We start from the raw sequence: 16,280 nt of genomic DNA, 5'->3' as shown, positions 1-16,280 counted from the left end.
GCGCCGGGCTTCAGGGCAGTTCGATACGCCCGGTTTCTCCGGGGACGGTCGGCCAATCTCCTGCAGCCCAGCGGGTTCTTGCCTGCTCGATCAGCGCCGGATCACTGGCAACGAAGTTCCAGTTCATGCGGCGCGGTCCATCCAGTGGCGCGCCGCCGATCAGCATCAGATGGCAGTCACCCTGTGCGTACAGCGTCATGTCTTCGCCCTCCGGCAGCAAGACCAGGGTGCGTGCCTCAAGTGTCTGGCCGTCCAGTTGTACTTCACCTTCCAGCACATACAGCGCGCGCTCCGGGTGTTCCGCCGGGATAAGCAGGGTGGTGGCCGTTTGCATGTGTATTTCGGCATACAGGGTCGGTGAAAGCACTGGCACCGTAGATGTCAGGCAAAAGCCTGTGCCTGCAATCAGACGAATCCTCACCCCCAGACTTTCGCTGACCGGCAAACTGTCGGGATGATGATGGCTGTAGTGTCCTGGGCCTTTCTCGTGTTCTTTCGGGGACGCCAGCCACACCTGCAGCCCGTGCATGCTTGAGCCCTGGGCCAGCAGGGAGGAAGGCGTGCGTTCGATGTGGGCAATGGCCGCACCAGCTGTCATCCAGCTGACTTCGCCAGGGCCAACCTGTTGGTCGGAGCCCAGGCTGTCCTTGTGTTGCAGTTGGCCTTCAAACAGATAAGTCAAAGTGGACAGGCCAATGTGCGGATGCTGTCGGATATTCATCCCGTGACCGGGCGGGTAGTGGGTAGGCAGCATGTGATCGAAAAACACAAAAGGCCCGACGCTGCGGCATTTGGCTGAAGGCAGTGGGCGCAGGATCGGTTGGCCTTCGACATCCTCGGCGCGCGGCCGAATCACGGTCAGTGTCTGCATGGGAGGATCCTGGAGATGGAGAAGCGTTGAGCATAACCCAACGCTGCTCGGTCCTGCCGGGGCGCTACTGGCTGAAAGCGCCTTCAGACAGGTGGGTTTCGATGGTGATCTCGGCGGTGGTCATCAATTTATGCACCGGGCACTTGTCGGCCACGTTGTGCAGTTCATCGCGCTGGGCATCGGTGAGCACGCCCTTGAGTGTCAGTTTGACGTGCAGGGCGTATTTGCCTTTCTGTTCTTCGCTGGCGTCGTGTTTGACTTCAACTGTGACCCCGGTCAGCGGGATGTCTTTCTTTTGTGCGTAGAGCTTGAGCGTCAGCGCCTTGCAGGCACCGAGGGCGGCATCGAAGTAATCATGGGGGGAGGGTGCAGAGCTTTCGCCGCCCATTGATTTGGGCAAATCGGTAAACACTTCGTGATCGTCGATTTTAATGCTGTGACGAAAACCCTCGTGGGACTCGGTATTAACAGTAACAGTCATGGCAAACCTCGGAGTGGCAGTGATAAAGGTCCTGATCTTTATAGAGCATCCCGAGCGGCATGCGTTCCATTAGACAAAAAAATGCCCCGGACTGGTTAGGCCAGCCGGGGCATTTTTACTTCGCGAGGGGTGGGCTTATTTGCCAACCCAGCGCTTCAGAACCAGAGTGGCGTTAGTGCCACCGAAGCCGAAGCTGTTGCTCATCACGTTGTTCAGCGTGACGTCTTCGCGAGTCTTGGTCAGGATCGGCATGTCAGCGACAGCCGGGTCCAGCTCCTCGATGTTGGCAGAACCGGCGATGAAGTTGCCTTCCATCATCAGCAAGCAGTAGATCGCTTCGTGAACGCCTGCGGCGCCCAGGGAGTGACCCGACAGGCTCTTGGTCGAGCTGATGGCTGGCGCCTTGTCACCGAACACCGCACGAACACCTTCCATTTCCTTGGCGTCGCCTACCGGAGTAGAGGTGCCGTGGGTGTTGAGGTAGTCGATCGGGCCGTCAACGGTAGACATTGCCATCTGCATGCAGCGGATGGCGCCTTCGCCGCTTGGAGCAACCATGTCGTAGCCGTCGGACGTCGCGCCGTAGCCGACGATTTCGGCGTAGATTTTGGCGCCACGAGCCAGAGCGTGTTCCAGCTCTTCAACCACGACCATGCCACCACCACCGGCGATGACGAAGCCATCACGGTTTTTGTCGTAGGCACGGGACGCTTTTTCAGGCGTGTCGTTGTATTGAGTGGACAGCGCGCCCATGGCGTCGAACAGGAACGACTGGCTCCAGTGTTCTTCTTCGCCGCCGCCAGCAAACACGATGTCCTGCTTACCCAGCTGGATCTGCTCAACCGCAGTACCGATGCAATGTGCACTGGTAGCGCAGGCTGAGGAGATCGAGTAGTTCACGCCCTTGATTTTGAAGGGAGTGGCCAGGCAGGCAGAAACGGTGCTGCCCATGGTCCGCGTAACGCGATACGGACCAACACGCTTGACGCCTTTTTCGCGCAGGATGTCCAGCGCTTCCATCTGGTTCAGGGTCGACGCGCCGCCGGAACCGGCGATCAGGCCGGTACGCGGGTTGGAGACTTGCTCCTCGGTCAGGCCCGAATCAGTGATGGCGTCTTTCATGGCCAAGTAGGCATAAGCCGCTGCGTGGCCGACGAAGCGATAGATCTTGCGATCGATCAGCTCTTCGAGAGGCAGGTCAATGGAGCCGGAAACCTGGCTACGCAGACCCATTTCGGCATATTCCGGGTTGAATCGGATGCCAGGGCGACTTGCACGCAGGTTAGCGGAGACGGTCTCTTTGTCATTGCCCAGGCACGAAACGATGCCCAGACCAGTGATAACGACGCGGCGCATGCGGATAACCCTTAAAAGTTGTCAGTGGAAGTAAATACGCCGACCCGAAGGCCTTCGGCTGTATAAATCTCGCGACCGTCGACAGTCACCGAACCATCGGCAATGGCCAGGTTCAGTTTGCCTTTGAGGACGCGCTTGATTTGAATGTTGTAGGTGACTTTCTTGGCGGTCGGCAAGACCTGGCCAAAGAACTTCACTTCGCCCGAGCCCAAGGCACGACCGCGGCCCGGCAGACCTTGCCAGCCGAGATAGAAACCTACCAACTGCCACATGGCGTCGAGGCCCAGGCAGCCTGGCATCACCGGATCGCCTTCGAAATGGCAGGCGAAAAACCACAGGTCCGGGGTGATATCCAGCTCGGCGACCAATTCACCTTTGCCGTACTTGCCACCCTCTTCACTGATATGGGTGATGCGATCCACCATCAGCATGTTAGGGGCGGGCAGTTGCGCGTTACCCGGGCCGAACAGCTCGCCGCGGCTACAGCGCAGCAAATCTTCCCGAGTAAAGGCGTTTTGTTTGGTCATGCGAGCTCCTCAATAATCCCATGCGGCAGGGTGGGGCAAATCTTCCCGACCAACCGAAACGTACACGTCCCAGTTCGCCAGCCTACACATAGACTATTGCGTTGTAGTGAAAGTCACAGCGCAAAGGGCAAGAATGTACACTTGTGCACTGAAAATTTAAATCGGGCCGGTTCAGTGGCCCATTCGGGTGTCTAAGACTGCCGCACTTTTGTGTTTAACGCCAGTCGCAGGTGGCTTATTAGCCATAAGTTACTGGACCCAGCGCTGCAGAATTTGTTCCAGATCAGCTCGTTTGAACGGCTTGGCCAGGTAATCGTTCATTCCAGCCTGCAGGCAGGTTTCCCGATCACCCTGCAAGGCGTTGGCGGTCAAGGCGATGATGGGCAGGGTCGCGCAGCCGGGCAGTTGGCGAATTTGCCGAGTGGCCTCGTAGCCGTTGATGATCGGCAACCGACAATCCATCAGGATCGCGGCGAAGCGCTCGGTGTTGGCGAAATGAATGGCTTGTGCGCCATCGCTGACCATACTCACCTCATACCCTAGGCTGCTCAACATGGCTTCAATCACGGTCTGATTGACCAGATTATCTTCCACCAGCAGGACTTTACGCCCAGGCGTACATGTTGCTTCAGCTTCTGGTACAGGCCGTGGGCTGAGTGCTATGGGTTGATGCAGCTCCAACGGGATTTCCAGGGTGAACACCGAGCCTTGTGTTTCTTCGCTCGCGGCGTGCAGTGAGCCGCCCATGCGCTCAGCCAGCGTACGGGCGATGGGCAGTCCCAGCCCTGTACCGCCATAACGCCGCGAAATCGAACTGTCAGCCTGCTGGAAGGCTGTAAACATGGAGTCCAGCTTTTCGCTGCTGATGCCGATACCACTGTCGCGCACGGCGCAGGTAAACCAGATCAACTCGTGATCCAGCTGTTGCCAAAGCGGTTCGATACTCACCTGGCCATGTTCGGTGAACTTCAAGGCGTTGCCGATCAGGTTGACCAGAATTTGCCGGATTCGGGTCGGGTCGCCCAGGACGTGCAAGTCTTGCAAGCCCTCGGGGATAGTCAGTTGCAAACGCAACCCGCGTTGCCCGGCGCTGTGCTGGAACGCCTGAGCGCAGTTGCTGACCAACTCTGCAAGGCTGAAGGGGATGTGCTCCAGCTCAAGCGCCGAACGTTCGATTCGCGAGAAGTCGAGGATATCGTTGATGACCTTGAGCAAATGTTCGGTGGACTCCGACGCGAGGGCGGCATATTCAGCCTGCTCGTCGGTCATCTCTGTGGTTTCCAGCAGTTGCAGCATCCCTAATACGCCATTCATTGGCGTGCGCAGCTCGTGGCTCATCATTGCCAGAAAATCGGTTTTGGCGCGGTTGGCCCGCTCGGCCTCTTCGCGGGTCTGAATCAGCTGCGCAATGGCTGTCTGCTGCTCGCGGCTGGCCTGTTCAAGGCCCTCGGCCAGGTTGTTGATGTGTTGGGCCAGGCTGCCCAGCTCGCCATCGTCGACGACCGGCAAGGGACGCTTGTAGTCGCCTTGCTGGATCGCCTTGACCGCGTTGCTCATATCACTGATGGGCTTGGACAAGTTTGATGCCAGGCGTCTGGCCAGGAGGTAAGTGAACCCCAGTGCAAACAAGGCAAGAATCACGGCCTTGAGCAGGATTTCTTGCTGGCGGGAACTGAACGCCTCCCCGGACATGCCAACCAGTACCCGTCCCAGATAGTCTTCTGCGGGTGCTGGCAGCTGGTCATTGCTCACCAGAGAAAAACTCCCCGAGGGGTTCTTTTGCAGCCTTACGGAAGCCTGGAACACTTCAACCTGCGACCCTTGTTCTGCGCTGGATGTTGGGTGCTCTGCGTGGGCCAGCACGTCGTTGGTACGGTTCTGTACTTGCACAAACTGTACGTGCGGAATGTTCAGAGAGGCGTTTATCAGGGTTTCCAGAACATGAGTGTTCCCGGTGATGACCCCGTACTCGGTGGCGGGTGCCAGTTGGTTGGCGATCAACTGACCCGTGTGCTTGAGCTCCTGGCGCAAGTCCTGGATTCTTACAAAGGTAAAAAAACTGATCAACAACAAGGTCAATAACAACGCCGGGCCTAGGCTCATCATCTGAGTGCGGGTGTGGATGTCCCACCGAGTGCGAGCCATCATGGGAGTGGGGCTCCTTCAGAGAGTCGCCAGCCAGCAAACACATGGCCTATGTTGATTGTCATCCTTGACTTGCAGTCGTTCATTTTGAAGTACAGCAGTGCTGCCTCTTGAAGGTGAGAACCAGAACACCATGTTAACCGAGGTGCGGTACTTTTTCAGTCAAAGCCATCCATATGCCATGGGGCTGGTCGCGGGTGATGTGCTCCGTATAATGCCGCCATTGCCACTGCTAGATGGATTACGGGATTGCATATGACTGAACAGCGCGCTATTGCGGTCTTGGGAGGCGGAAGCTTTGGCACCGCCGTGGCCAACTTGCTGGCAGAGAACGGTCATCGTGTACATCAGTGGATGCGCGACCCCGAGCAAGCCGAGGCGATTCGCCTCAATCGAGAAAACCCACGTTACCTTAAAGGCATCAAGATTCATCCCGGGGTCGAGCCGGTAACCGACCTGCAGGCAGCACTCGAAGCCTGTGAGCTATGTTTTGTAGCCTTGCCGTCCAGCGCCTTGCGCAGTGTGCTGGCGGCACATGCCGAGCGTTTGAGCGGCAAAATGCTGGTCAGCCTGACCAAAGGAATTGAGGCTCACAGTTTCAAACTGATGAGCGAAATCCTTGAAGAAATTGCCCCTCAAGCGCGCATTGGCGTGCTGTCCGGGCCTAACCTGGCGCGGGAGGTTGCCGAGCATGCCCTGACCGCCACCGTAGTCGCCAGTGCCGACGAAGACCTTTGTAGTCGCGTTCAGGCCGCACTGCACGGGCGTACCTTCCGGGTCTATGCCAGTGCCGACCGGTTTGGGGTGGAGTTGGGCGGGGCGTTGAAAAACGTTTACGCGATCATCGCCGGCATGGCGGTGGCGTTGGGCATGGGTGAAAATACCAAGAGCATGTTGATTACCCGTGCATTGGCAGAAATGACCCGATTTGCCGTGAGCCAGGGCGCCAACCCCATGACTTTTCTCGGTCTGGCTGGTGTAGGTGATTTGATTGTCACTTGCTCATCCCCCAAAAGCCGTAACTATCAGGTCGGCTTTGCCTTGGGGCAGGGGCTGAGCCTCGAAGACGCGGTTGCTCGGCTGGGGGAAGTGGCCGAAGGCGTGAACACCCTCAAGGTGCTCAAGGCCAAGGCACAGGAGCTGAACGTATACATGCCGCTGGTTGCTGGCCTGCACGCTATTTTGTTCGAGGGTTATACCCTGGACCAGGTGATCGGGCAGTTGATGCGCGGCGAACCGAAGACCGATGTCGACTTTATTTCCACCAGCGGTTTTAACTGAGCACGACAGGAGCAGTAGATGAACGACACTAAAAACGCGCCCAAGTACGAGTCCATCATTTTGCGCGTGCTGTGGATGCTGGTTTTCTTGCTGGTCTGGCAGGTAGCACAACTGGTCCTCGGCGGGCTGGTGCTGGTGCAACTGATTTACCGCTTGGTGTATGGCGCGCCCAACGGTTGCCTGATGAACTTTGGCGACAGCCTGAGCCTTTATTTGGCGCAGATCGGCCGTTTCGGCAGCTTTCACACCGAGCAAAAACCCTGGCCGTTTGCAGACTGGCCAGCTCCGCGTGCCCCTGAAGGTGAAGCGCCTTACGGGCAAGCCGCCAAGGGCGAAGAGACCAAGCCATGAAAGTCTGGATTTTGCGTCATGGCGAAGCCCAGCCCCACGCCCGGCGAGATGCCGAGCGCGAACTCACGGCCCATGGTCGGGAGCAAGTACTGCATAGCGCCGCCCGATTGATCGGCCAGCCGCTGGACTGCATTTTGGTCAGCCCTTATGTGCGGGCTCAGCAGACCGCCGAGCTGGTACGCAAGGCCTTGGGTTTCACTTCCGAGCTCATTACCGTGCCGTGGCTGACACCCGAGAGCGAGCCCAGGGACGCGGTCAGCAAACTTGCGGACAGCGGCAATGTATTGTTGGTCAGCCATCAGCCGTTTGTGGGCGAGTTGATCAGCTTGTTGCTGCACGGCCATTTGCGCCAGCCCCAGCCCATGCAGACGGCCAGCCTGGTGGAGCTTGAAGGTGAGTGGCCGCTGGCGGGCAGCATGACCTTGCTCAGTGCGTATCACCCTTGATCAGTCCTGCGGTTGCGCATGTTGGTCGTAGTGAAAGATAGTTGGTGGCGGACCCATGGCATTTTGACGTTGCGTTGAAGGCCAATGGTTCCGCCACCCACATTCACTGACCTAGGAATGACCACATGAGCTTGTGGACCACCCCGCCAGATCTGGCGTACTTGAATTCAATGCGCAACAACACGATTTGCGACGTGCTGGACATCACCTTCGATGCCTTCGATGACAACTCAATCACCGCGAGCATGGTGGTCGATCATCGCACTCATCAACCCTTTGGCCTGTTACATGGTGGCGCCTCGGTGGTCCTGGCCGAAACCTTGGGTTCGATGGCCAGCTTTCTGTGTGTCGACACCACCAAATTCTATTGTGTTGGCCTCGAGGTCAACGCCAACCACTTGCGTGGCGTGCGTAGCGGCCGGGTGAGCGCAGTGGCCCGCCCGGTGCACATAGGCCGCACGACCCATGTCTGGGATATCCGCCTGAGCGATGACAGCGGCAAAAACAACTGTATTTCCCGGCTGACCATCGCCGTCGTTCCTTTGGGTGAAACACCACCAGCTCGGTGATCAAACGGCCAGATAATGGCCGTAGTGTCGTCACTCATGGCGCATACGGTCATTGATATGAAGAATCTTCCTGCAGACAATACGGCATACCTCCTACATCTGGACGCCTTGTATGTCTCGGCAGATTTTTTTCGCCCATGCCAATGGCTTCCCTTCGGCCACGTACGCAAAGCTGTTCCGTGCCCTTGCGCCGGATTACCGCGTGGCTCATCTGCCACAGCACGGGCATGACCCGCGTTATCCGGTGGACAACAACTGGCACAACCTTGTTGATGAACTGATCTTCCATCTGCAACAGCAAGACGAACCCGTGCTGGGGGTGGGCCATTCGTTGGGCGGGATGCTGCATCTGCATGCCGCTATCCGCTGTCCGCACCTGTACCGAGGCGTAGTCATGCTGGATTCACCGGTGCTGACGCGTACCGACCAGTGGGTGATTCGTGCGGCCAAACGCTTTGGCCTGATCGATCGTCTGACCCCGGCCGGTCGCACGCTGGGACGGCGTGAAGAGTTTGCCGACCGGGAAGCGGCGCGCGCTTACTTTGCAGGCAAATCGCTGTTTCGCAGCTTTGATCCCGACTGCTTTGAAGCCTATCTGGAGCATGGGTTGCGGCCTGTGGATGACCGCTTGCGGCTGAGCTTTGACCCGGCAACAGAGATCGACATCTATCGCAGCGTCCCGCATACCAGTCCCGGTCGAGCCTTTCAGTTGCAGGTGCCGTTGACCGTGGTTCGCGGGCGCGACAGCCGGGTAGTCATGAGCCATCATGCCAAGGCTGTTGCCCGCATGCCCAACGGAGAGTCGCTGAGTGTGCCGGGCGGGCACATGTTCCCGCTGGAGCAGCCGCAGGACACCGCCAGCCTGCTGAAACAGATTTTTGCCCGCTGGGAGCTTCGTTATCCTGGCCTCTAAAGAGCACCTTGCATGAGCCCTGTGGTTGAAGAAATTCGTCTTAGCCTGCCGCATATCGAACTGGCCGCACACATTTTTGGTCCCGAAGACGGGCTGCCCGTAATTGCCCTGCACGGTTGGCTGGACAACGCCAACAGCTTTGCCCGGCTGGCGCCAAAACTGTCGGAGTTGCGCATCGTGGCGCTGGATTTCGCCGGGCATGGTTATTCGGATCACCGGCCACGCGGAGCCGGGTATGCGTTGGCGGACTATGCCTTTGATGTGCTGCGTGTGGCCGAGCAACTGGGTTGGGATCGGTTTGCCCTGTTGGGCCACTCGCTGGGGGCGATTGTGTCGGTAGTCATTGCCGGATCGTTCCCTGAGCGGGTGACCCGGCTGGCGCTGATTGATGGCATCGTGTTGCGCAGCGGCCCTGAAGGGGATACGGCTGAGCGCATGGGGCAAGCCCTGCAGGCGCAACTCGACCTGGAGCACAAACGCAAGTCAGTGCATCCGACCCTCGACCGGGCCGTTGAGGCGCGAATGAAAGGTCTGGTTGCCGTCAGTCGTGAGGCGGCAGAACTGCTGGCCCAGCGCGGTCTGATGCCGGTGCCAGGAGGTTACAGCTGGCGTAGCGACAGCCGGCTGACATTACCGTCGCCCTTGCGCCTGAGTGACGAGCAGGCAATGTCCTTCGTTCGGCGGGTGAGTTGCCCTACGACGCTGGTGGTGGCAGAGCAGGGCATGCTGGCCAATCATCCCGAGCTGCTGGATCGACTACCCTTCACACTGGAACGGTTACCAGGTGGCCATCATTTGCACCTGAATGACGAGGCAGGGGCGATCCTTGTTGCAGACTGTTTCAATCGGTTCTTCGCCGTTCCTTGACTTGCGGCTACCAACTGTCGAGGCTTGGCGGGTTGAAATGGGAGACAACCATGATAGATCTCTACACCGCTGCGACCTCGAAAGGCCACCCGGTCTCTATCGTGAGGATGCTGAGCCACACGCTAGCACTCGGTGATGTACGCCGATGAAAATACCCAATCGTTATATCTGGGCGTTGGGACTGAGCTGTTTTAGCCCGCTACTGTGGGCCAGTGATGTACCCGGTAGCCACGATTTGCCCGATGTGCCGCGCCTCGCGGACGCGCAAATTGTCGATTACACCGTTAAACCTGACGTCGAGCGTATTTACCCGATGGGCTCGATCCGTAAGATCAGCGGCCGCCTGCGATTCGAGGGACAGATCAATACCCGTGGTCAGACCACGGCTGTGACCTACGAGTTGCCTGCCGAACATTCGGCCACCGAAGCCTTTACCGCTGCCCGTGAAGCACTGCAAAAGCAGGGTGCCGAATTGCTGTTCTGGTGCCAGGCTCGTGACTGTGGCGAAAGCAGCATCTGGGCCAATGAGATTTTCGGTAATTCCAAACTGGTCGGTTCTGATGAGCAACAGACCTACTTGTTGCTGCGTCGAGCGGCTCCCGAGCAGAACCAACTGATTGCCTTGTACGGCATCAATCGGGGCAACCGCAAAGCCTATCTGCACGTCGAACAACTGCAGGCGAGTGCCGATCTGGGTGAGTTGCTTCCGACCTCGGCCACCTTGCAGCGCCAGTTGAAAAGTACCGGCGAACTGGACTTCCCCAAGCTCAGCGGTGAGCCGGATGCACAGTGGCTGACGTTGATCTCAAGAGCATTGAACCTTGATGCGACTTCCAGGGTCAGTTTGACCGGTGCCCAGGCTTCCGCCTGGCGCGATGCGTTGATCAATAACGGGGTACGGGCTGCCCGAATGGAACTGGGTAATGGTCAGGCCAAGGGCCTGCATATCGAGTTGCTACGCTAAACTTTTTCAAACGACGGCTACACTCTGCGTAGTCGTCGTCCTTCTTTTATTCTGAATTTTCTGCGGAACATACATGCTCAATAACGATCGCCTGCTGGTGCAGATTCTGCTGCTGGTGTTGTTCGGTGCCAGCCTGTGGGTGATGGCGCCATTCTGGTCAGCCTTGTTCTGGGGCGCAGTGCTGGCGTTTGCCAGCTGGCCGCTGATGCGCCTGCTGACACGCTTGCTCAAGGGCCGCGAATCGCTGGCCGCGAGCATCCTGACCCTGGGCTGGATGCTGTTGGTGGCCGTGCCGCTGGTGTGGCTGGGGCTAAACCTGGCAGACCATGTGCGTGATGCCACCACCTTCGTCAAGGATGTGCAGCTCGAAGGCTTGCCAGATGCTCCGGCCTGGATTGCCGGTATCCCGCTGGTGGGCGAACGTCTGGTGGGGATATGGAACACCATCGATGAACAGGGCGCGGCGATGCTTCTGGCGGTCAAGCCCTACCTGGGGCAGGTGGGTAACTGGTTACTGGCTCGCAGTGCACAGATCGGCGGCGGCATTCTTGAATTGACGCTGAGTATTGTCTTTGTGTTCTTTTTTTACCGTGATGGCCCGCGGCTGGCGAGCTTTGTACACGGTCTGCTTGAGCGGTTGATTGGTGATCGTGCCGACTACTACCAGGAGCTGGTAGCGGGCACTGTGCAGCGAGTGGTTAACGGTGTGATCGGCACCGCAGCTGCCCAGGCATTGCTGGCGCTGATCGGCTTTCTTATCGCTGGAGTGCCCGGTGCATTGGTGCTGGGGCTGGCAACGTTCCTGCTCAGCCTGATCCCGATGGGACCGCCGCTGATCTGGATTCCGGCCACGGCTTGGCTGGCCTGGAAGGGCGATTACGGGATGGCGATCTTCCTGGGTGTTTGGGGCACGCTGATCATCAGCGGTGTCGATAACGTGCTTAAACCATATCTGATCAGCAGGGGCGGCAACCTGCCGCTGGTAATCGTCCTGCTTGGCGTGTTTGGCGGTTTGATAGCCTTTGGTTTCATCGGCCTGTTTATCGGCCCAACCTTGCTTGCCATCGCATATAGCCTGCTGGTGGACTGGAGCTCCAGCCAGCAGAATAAAGACAAGGTCTGACTTAGCCGAACTTGGGCCCGGAGCGGGTGTTTTTGCCCTTGGCCAAACGGTCGTAAAGCACCACATTGACCGTTGCGGCCAGGTTCATGCAGCCCGTGGTAGGGATGTAAATCACGTCTTCGCACCAGTCGAGCACGTCCTTGCCGAGCGAGCCGTCTTCCGGGCCGAAAATATAAATCGCCCGGTCAGGGTGGGTGTACTCAGGCAAGGAGCGCGCGCCCTCGACCATCTCAACCGCGACCGGGATACAGCCCAGCGGAATGATTTTTTTCAGATCGTCGATACCGATCAGAGGAATATCCTGATGGATTTTCTTGGTGTCGGTGACGAAGTCGCGAGCGCGCTCATAGCGTTTACCGGTGTAAAACACCGACGCCACGTTATAGCAACCAGCCGCACGCATCACCGAACCGACGTTTTCCGGTGATTTGGGGTTATACAAACCAATGCAGCTGTACCGTTTGTTTGCCACGTGCCCGAGCCTTTGCGAAAAAAGACGCGAGTATACGGCATTGGCACAGCATAGGCCTGCGGTGGGAGTGGCGGTGTGCTACTCGTCTTTCTTCATCAGCCCGGCCAACGCCGCGAACGGGTTGTGGGTGGCCTTGGCAATTTTCGGGCTGCTGGTGGAGCTTTCCGAAAAGTACTGCTGATCGGTGTAACGAGAGTGCTCGTTGTCGTGGCAGTACAAGCACAGCAGTTCCCAGTTGGAACCGTCTTGCGGGTTGTTATCGTGGTTGTGGTCGCGGTGGTGCACCGTCAGCTCGCTCAGGCGCTTGCCAGCAAACTCACGGGCGCAGCGGCCGCACACGTGGGGGTACATTTTCAGGGCTTTGTCGCGGTAGCCCATTTCGCGGTCACGCTGGGCATCGGCCAGGATGCGATCCAGCTTGGCGGTGTGGGAGGGTGGGTTCGCCGAACTCATGGGTTCACCTTGTAAGACTAATGACGGTTATGTCGCTAAGTTTAGCTGTTGATCAGCCTTTGATTTTTTCTGCAATCCAGATCGTGTGCCGGGTGCCCTTGTTGCCGTGGGCAAACACCTGCACTTCTTCAGCCTTGAAACCGGCTTTGCGCAGTTTGTCCGAAAACTGTTTGTCAGCGCTGGCAGACCAGACCGCCAGCACGCCTTTTGGGCGCAGGGCCTTGGCGCAGGCGCTCAAACCGCCCGCTGAGTACAACCAGCTATTGGCTTTTTGGGTCAGGCCTTCAGGGCCGTTGTCGACGTCGAGCATGATCGCATCAAAACCACTGGGTTCGGCTTGCAGGACCTTGGCTACGTCTTCCATGCGGATCACGGTGCGTGGGTCCTGTAGCGGGTTACCCGATTTTTCGCCCAGCGGGCCGCGATTCCATTCAACGACGCCGGGTACCAGTTCGGCGACTACCACTTCGGCAGTCTTGCCCAAATGCTTGAGCGCCGAGGCCAGGGTGAAGCCCATGCCCAGACCGCCAATCAGGACCCGCGACTGCGGACGCCCGGCGACCTTGCGGCAGGGGATTTCGGCCAGTGCGTCTTCGGAGCCATGCATGCGGGTGTTCATCAGCTGGCCGCCGTCACCGCCCTGAATCTTGATCACGAAGTCTTCGCCATACTCGAACAGGCACAAGGCACCGCCGTTTTCGGGGATTGGAGTGGTGTCGAGCAAAACAAAACGTTTCATGGAAATCTCATTGAAGGGGGCAAAAACCGCAGGTTACGAGTAGCCTGAGGGCAGACAAGCCGGTCTGGCAACGGAGTGATTGATGAAACGCACTATTCTAACGGCCATTGTATGGAGCGCGCTCTTGATAAGTGCAGCCCAGGCAACGGAATTAACCACTGTTCCGAGCGCGCCCGTGACTGCGGCACCGGGTTCGCCAGGCACTGCCACGCCAACCCCGTACCCGCAAATCACCCCGCGCGCTGTGCCAAAACCGGTAGCCGGGAGTGGCAGCCTGATCCCGCTGCCACCGATTGATCTGCCGCAACCGCCCAAGGATCAAGCGCTACCGGGGCTTGAACCGAAAGACTCGAAAGGTAAAACCTCTCAGGACTGACTGTACGCGAGCGTGTGTAGCCGCTGACGAACAGCGCGAAGGCGAGCAAAACCCCTGTAGCAGTTGACGAGTAGAGCGAGGCTACGTTCGGCTGCGAAGCAGTCGTAAAACCACTCAGCCTTGGTGTTTCAGAGACATCGCGGATACCGGGTTTACGACGATTGCATCGTCGGACGCAGCCTCGCGGAGCTCGTCAGCTGCTACGTGACCGTTAAATACCCAGCACCTTGAACACAAACGCATATTCCAGCGCCACATCGCGCAAGCCCTGATAACGCCCGCTCATGCCGCCATGGCCTGCTTCCAGCTCGGTCTTGAGCAGCAGCAGGTTGTCGTCGGTTTTGCTGGCGCGCAGTTTGGCCACCCATTTGGCAGCTTCCCAATACTGCACGCGACTGTCGTTGTAGCCAGCAATTACCAGCATCGCCGGATACGCTTGCGCTGTGACGTTTTCATACGGTGCGTAGGCCTTGATCCGCTCATACACCTCTGGCTCTTGCGGGTTGCCCCATTCGTCGTATTCGGTGACGGTCAACGGCAGGTCCGGGTCGAGCATGGTGTTGAGCACATCCACGAACGGCACTTCGGCAATCGCCGCCTTGAACAGCCCAGGACGTTGATTGAGCACCGCACCAATCAGCAGCCCGCCAGCACTGCCGCCACTGATGACCAATTGTTCGCTACGGGTCAGGCCCTGTTCGATCAGGTGTTCGGCACAGGCGATAAAATCGCTGAACGTGTTGTGTTTGTGTTCCTGTTTTCCCGCGCGATACCAGGCTTCGCCCAGTTCACCGCCACCACGCACATGGGCGATGGCAAAGACTACGCCTCGATCGAGCAGGCTCAGGCGCGAATGGGAAAACCACGGGTCGAGACTTTCACCGTAGGCGCCGTAGCCATACAGGTAGAGCGGCACAGGCTGGCCCAGGACGTCGCGTTTGACCACCAGGCTGATCGGCACCTGAGTGCCATCCGGTGCGGTAGCCCACAAGCGCTGGCTGACGTAGTCATCGGCATTGAATGGCCCCAGTACCGGGGTTTCCTTGAGCACGTTTTGCGCGCCGGTGCTGAGCGTCAGTTGTCGAACTTGTGCCGGGCGATTCAGTGCTTCGTAACGCAGGCGAATATGCTTGCTGTCAAATTCCAGGCTGTCTTGCACATACAGGCTGTAGGCCGCGTCCGGCAATTGCACGCGATACGACGGCAGATCGTTGGGACGCACTTCAATGATCGGCAGGCCGCCTTCACGCAGGCTCAGGCACAAGGCTTGGGTGTTCAGGGTCATGCCTTCCAGCATCACGCTATCGCTGTGGGCGATCAGTTGCTGCCAGTCATTGCGCGTCGGCACCTCGCCGAGGGCGTAATAGAGGGCAAAATTAATGCCGTCCTGATTGGTGCGGATAAACCAGGCCCATTGGCCTTCGTACAGGCCGTGATCGACGCTGTAATCGTGCCCTTCAATCCGTGGTGCCAAGCAGCTAAAGGCTTGCTGCGGCTGATCGGCGTCCAGCACCCAGCTTTCGCTGGTGGTTTTGCTGTTGAGCAGCAAAATCAGCTGGTGCTCGGAACTCGAACGATAGCAATGCAGGAAGAAACGTCCGTCCGGCTCATGAAACACCTCGTGGGCGTGCGTCTCGCCCAAGGTATGACGCAACAACTTGTGTGGGCGATGGGTGTCGTCAAGCTCGGCGAAAAACAGCGTCTGGCTGTCATTGGCCCACGTCATGCTGCCATCGCAGTCTTCAAATGGCAGTTCGGTAACAGCGCCACTGCTCAGTTCTTTGACAAACAGGCGATAAACCTCTTCACCGCTGGTGTCCAGGCTGTAGGCAAGCCGCTGGTGATCAGGGCTGATGCTGAATGCGCCCAGGGAAATAAACCCGCCATCGGCCAGGGCGTTGGGGTCCAGCAGCAAGTGTTCGGCGTTTTCGTCGACCTGCTGACTGTCATCGGCCGGGCGCGGGCAGCGGTAATGGCGAGCGTACTCATCGCCGGCATTGGTGCGGGTGTAGTACAGATACGGCCCCCAAGGGGAGGGCAGTGACAGGTCGGTTTCGCGAATTCGGCCCTTGATCTCTTGAAACAGCGTCTCACGCAAGGTGGCCTGGTCGGCCAGTTGTGCCTCCTGATAGCTGTTTTCGGCTTTCAAGTAGTCTAAAACTTCATCGCTATCGCGATTTTGCAACCACGAGTAGGGGTCTGAGCCCTCAACCTTATGTGCGATAGGAGCGCTATTGGCGTGGGCTGATTCGGTCATTAAGTGTTCTCTGAAACCTGCATGAAAAGAAGTGGCGCTGACGGCGTTGCAGCCGCACTGCCTAAAAGCCGTTATCATAGCGTCTCATT

At 58.3% G+C, this 16,280-nt stretch carries 18 protein-coding genes; 9 read left to right on the top strand and 9 right to left on the bottom strand.

The genetic code is table 11. The annotated features are described in order from the left end of the window. Positions 1-10 precede the first annotated feature (10 nt). From N7D90_RS16850 to N7D90_RS16830, 5 genes are all read right to left on the bottom strand, one after another. Positions 11-871, bottom strand: coding sequence for a pirin family protein (locus N7D90_RS16850; protein WP_261739072.1), 861 nt, complete (start codon positions 869-871; stop codon positions 11-13). Positions 872-935: 64 nt separating this feature from the next. Continuing rightward, positions 936-1,352: an OsmC family protein gene (locus N7D90_RS16845; RefSeq protein WP_261739071.1), complete on the bottom strand. Its 417-nt coding sequence runs from the start codon at positions 1,350-1,352 to the stop codon at positions 936-938. 135 nt (positions 1,353-1,487) lie between these two features. Then, on the bottom strand, positions 1,488-2,708 hold the full coding sequence (fabB, locus tag N7D90_RS16840) for a beta-ketoacyl-ACP synthase I (RefSeq protein WP_261739070.1): 1,221 nt from the start codon (positions 2,706-2,708) through the stop codon (positions 1,488-1,490). An 11-nt stretch (positions 2,709-2,719) separates the two neighbouring features. Beyond that, entirely contained in the window at positions 2,720-3,235 is a 516-nt protein-coding gene (gene fabA / locus N7D90_RS16835) for a 3-hydroxyacyl-[acyl-carrier-protein] dehydratase FabA (protein WP_003210552.1), read from the bottom strand. A 249-nt stretch (positions 3,236-3,484) separates the two neighbouring features. Then, positions 3,485-5,383, bottom strand: coding sequence for an ATP-binding protein (locus N7D90_RS16830; protein WP_261739069.1), 1,899 nt, complete (start codon positions 5,381-5,383; stop codon positions 3,485-3,487). A 252-nt stretch (positions 5,384-5,635) separates the two neighbouring features. Between N7D90_RS16830 and N7D90_RS16825 the strand changes: the two genes are divergently transcribed. The 8 genes from N7D90_RS16825 to N7D90_RS16790 all read left to right on the top strand — a co-directional run bounded on the left by N7D90_RS16825 (position 5,636) and on the right by N7D90_RS16790 (position 11,894). Beyond that, entirely contained in the window at positions 5,636-6,661 is a 1,026-nt protein-coding gene (locus tag N7D90_RS16825; protein WP_261739068.1) for an NAD(P)H-dependent glycerol-3-phosphate dehydrogenase, read from the top strand. Positions 6,662-6,679: 18 nt separating this feature from the next. Beyond that, entirely contained in the window at positions 6,680-7,012 is a 333-nt protein-coding gene (locus tag N7D90_RS16820; RefSeq protein WP_261739067.1) for a DUF4389 domain-containing protein, read from the top strand. Continuing rightward, positions 7,009-7,458, top strand: a complete 450-nt coding sequence (gene sixA / locus N7D90_RS16815) for a phosphohistidine phosphatase SixA (protein ID WP_261739066.1) — start codon at positions 7,009-7,011, stop codon at positions 7,456-7,458. The genes N7D90_RS16820 and sixA overlap by 4 nt, the downstream gene beginning before the upstream one ends. Positions 7,459-7,583: 125 nt before the next feature. Beyond that, positions 7,584-8,027: a hotdog fold thioesterase gene (locus N7D90_RS16810; protein ID WP_261739065.1), complete on the top strand. Its 444-nt coding sequence runs from the start codon at positions 7,584-7,586 to the stop codon at positions 8,025-8,027. Positions 8,028-8,139: 112 nt separating this feature from the next. Further along, positions 8,140-8,940, top strand: a complete 801-nt coding sequence (locus tag N7D90_RS16805; protein ID WP_261739064.1) for an alpha/beta fold hydrolase — start codon at positions 8,140-8,142, stop codon at positions 8,938-8,940. A gap of 12 nt (positions 8,941-8,952) precedes the next feature. Next, on the top strand, positions 8,953-9,807 hold the full coding sequence (locus tag N7D90_RS16800) for an alpha/beta hydrolase (RefSeq protein ID WP_261739063.1): 855 nt from the start codon (positions 8,953-8,955) through the stop codon (positions 9,805-9,807). 145 nt (positions 9,808-9,952) lie between these two features. Next, positions 9,953-10,771 carry a DUF4892 domain-containing protein gene (locus N7D90_RS16795; RefSeq protein ID WP_261739062.1) on the top strand — a complete coding sequence of 273 codons (819 nt, stop codon included), beginning with the start codon at positions 9,953-9,955 and terminating at the stop codon, positions 10,769-10,771. A 73-nt stretch (positions 10,772-10,844) separates the two neighbouring features. Further along, entirely contained in the window at positions 10,845-11,894 is a 1,050-nt protein-coding gene (locus N7D90_RS16790; protein ID WP_261739061.1) for an AI-2E family transporter, read from the top strand. Position 11,895: 1 nt separating this feature from the next. Here N7D90_RS16790 and N7D90_RS16785 read toward each other — a convergent pair whose 3' ends face one another. The 3 genes from N7D90_RS16785 to N7D90_RS16775 all read right to left on the bottom strand — a co-directional run bounded on the left by N7D90_RS16785 (position 11,896) and on the right by N7D90_RS16775 (position 13,558). Continuing rightward, on the bottom strand, positions 11,896-12,366 hold the full coding sequence (locus N7D90_RS16785) for an RNA methyltransferase (protein WP_261739060.1): 471 nt from the start codon (positions 12,364-12,366) through the stop codon (positions 11,896-11,898). 78 nt (positions 12,367-12,444) lie between these two features. Further along, positions 12,445-12,819: a YajD family HNH nuclease gene (locus N7D90_RS16780; RefSeq protein ID WP_003441620.1), complete on the bottom strand. Its 375-nt coding sequence runs from the start codon at positions 12,817-12,819 to the stop codon at positions 12,445-12,447. Between the two features lie 52 nt (positions 12,820-12,871). Beyond that, positions 12,872-13,558, bottom strand: a complete 687-nt coding sequence (locus N7D90_RS16775; RefSeq protein WP_048382941.1) for a spermidine synthase — start codon at positions 13,556-13,558, stop codon at positions 12,872-12,874. Positions 13,559-13,640: 82 nt separating this feature from the next. On the opposite strand from N7D90_RS16775, the gene N7D90_RS16770 reads away from it, so the two are divergent. Next, positions 13,641-13,934 (top strand): hypothetical protein, encoded by a 294-nt coding sequence (locus N7D90_RS16770; RefSeq protein WP_261739059.1) that lies wholly within the window; start codon positions 13,641-13,643, stop codon positions 13,932-13,934. 211 nt (positions 13,935-14,145) lie between these two features. Here N7D90_RS16770 and N7D90_RS16765 read toward each other — a convergent pair whose 3' ends face one another. Next, positions 14,146-16,191, bottom strand: a complete 2,046-nt coding sequence (locus tag N7D90_RS16765) for a S9 family peptidase (RefSeq protein WP_261739058.1) — start codon at positions 16,189-16,191, stop codon at positions 14,146-14,148. Positions 16,192-16,280: the final 89 nt, after the last annotated feature.

Source organism: Pseudomonas fragi (assembly GCF_025426255.1).
Taxonomy (GTDB): Bacteria; Pseudomonadota; Gammaproteobacteria; order Pseudomonadales; family Pseudomonadaceae; genus Aquipseudomonas; species Aquipseudomonas kulmbachensis.
This window is presented reverse-complemented; position numbering and strand designations above follow the sequence as displayed.

Bases quoted from the DNA above. Each gene is read 5' to 3' on its own strand.
- sixA (WP_261739066.1), top strand. From the start codon at position 7,009: ATGAAAGTCTGGATTTTGCGTCATGGCGAAGCCCAGCCCCACGCCCGG.
- N7D90_RS16770 (WP_261739059.1), top strand. From the start codon at position 13,641: ATGAAACGCACTATTCTAACGGCCATTGTATGGAGCGCGCTCTTGATA.
- N7D90_RS16830 (WP_261739069.1), bottom strand. From the start codon at position 5,383: ATGATGGCTCGCACTCGGTGGGACATCCACACCCGCACTCAGATGATG.
- N7D90_RS16805 (WP_261739064.1), top strand. From the start codon at position 8,140: ATGTCTCGGCAGATTTTTTTCGCCCATGCCAATGGCTTCCCTTCGGCC.
- N7D90_RS16820 (WP_261739067.1), top strand. From the start codon at position 6,680: ATGAACGACACTAAAAACGCGCCCAAGTACGAGTCCATCATTTTGCGC.
- fabA (WP_003210552.1), bottom strand. From the start codon at position 3,235: ATGACCAAACAAAACGCCTTTACTCGGGAAGATTTGCTGCGCTGTAGC.
- fabB (WP_261739070.1), bottom strand. From the start codon at position 2,708: ATGCGCCGCGTCGTTATCACTGGTCTGGGCATCGTTTCGTGCCTGGGC.
- N7D90_RS16850 (WP_261739072.1), bottom strand. From the start codon at position 871: ATGCAGACACTGACCGTGATTCGGCCGCGCGCCGAGGATGTCGAAGGC.
- N7D90_RS16780 (WP_003441620.1), bottom strand. From the start codon at position 12,819: ATGAGTTCGGCGAACCCACCCTCCCACACCGCCAAGCTGGATCGCATC.
- N7D90_RS16825 (WP_261739068.1), top strand. From the start codon at position 5,636: ATGACTGAACAGCGCGCTATTGCGGTCTTGGGAGGCGGAAGCTTTGGC.
- N7D90_RS16845 (WP_261739071.1), bottom strand. From the start codon at position 1,352: ATGACTGTTACTGTTAATACCGAGTCCCACGAGGGTTTTCGTCACAGC.
- N7D90_RS16800 (WP_261739063.1), top strand. From the start codon at position 8,953: ATGAGCCCTGTGGTTGAAGAAATTCGTCTTAGCCTGCCGCATATCGAA.
- N7D90_RS16790 (WP_261739061.1), top strand. From the start codon at position 10,845: ATGCTCAATAACGATCGCCTGCTGGTGCAGATTCTGCTGCTGGTGTTG.
- N7D90_RS16795 (WP_261739062.1), top strand. From the start codon at position 9,953: ATGAAAATACCCAATCGTTATATCTGGGCGTTGGGACTGAGCTGTTTT.
- N7D90_RS16810 (WP_261739065.1), top strand. From the start codon at position 7,584: ATGAGCTTGTGGACCACCCCGCCAGATCTGGCGTACTTGAATTCAATG.
- N7D90_RS16765 (WP_261739058.1), bottom strand. From the start codon at position 16,191: ATGACCGAATCAGCCCACGCCAATAGCGCTCCTATCGCACATAAGGTT.
- N7D90_RS16775 (WP_048382941.1), bottom strand. From the start codon at position 13,558: ATGAAACGTTTTGTTTTGCTCGACACCACTCCAATCCCCGAAAACGGC.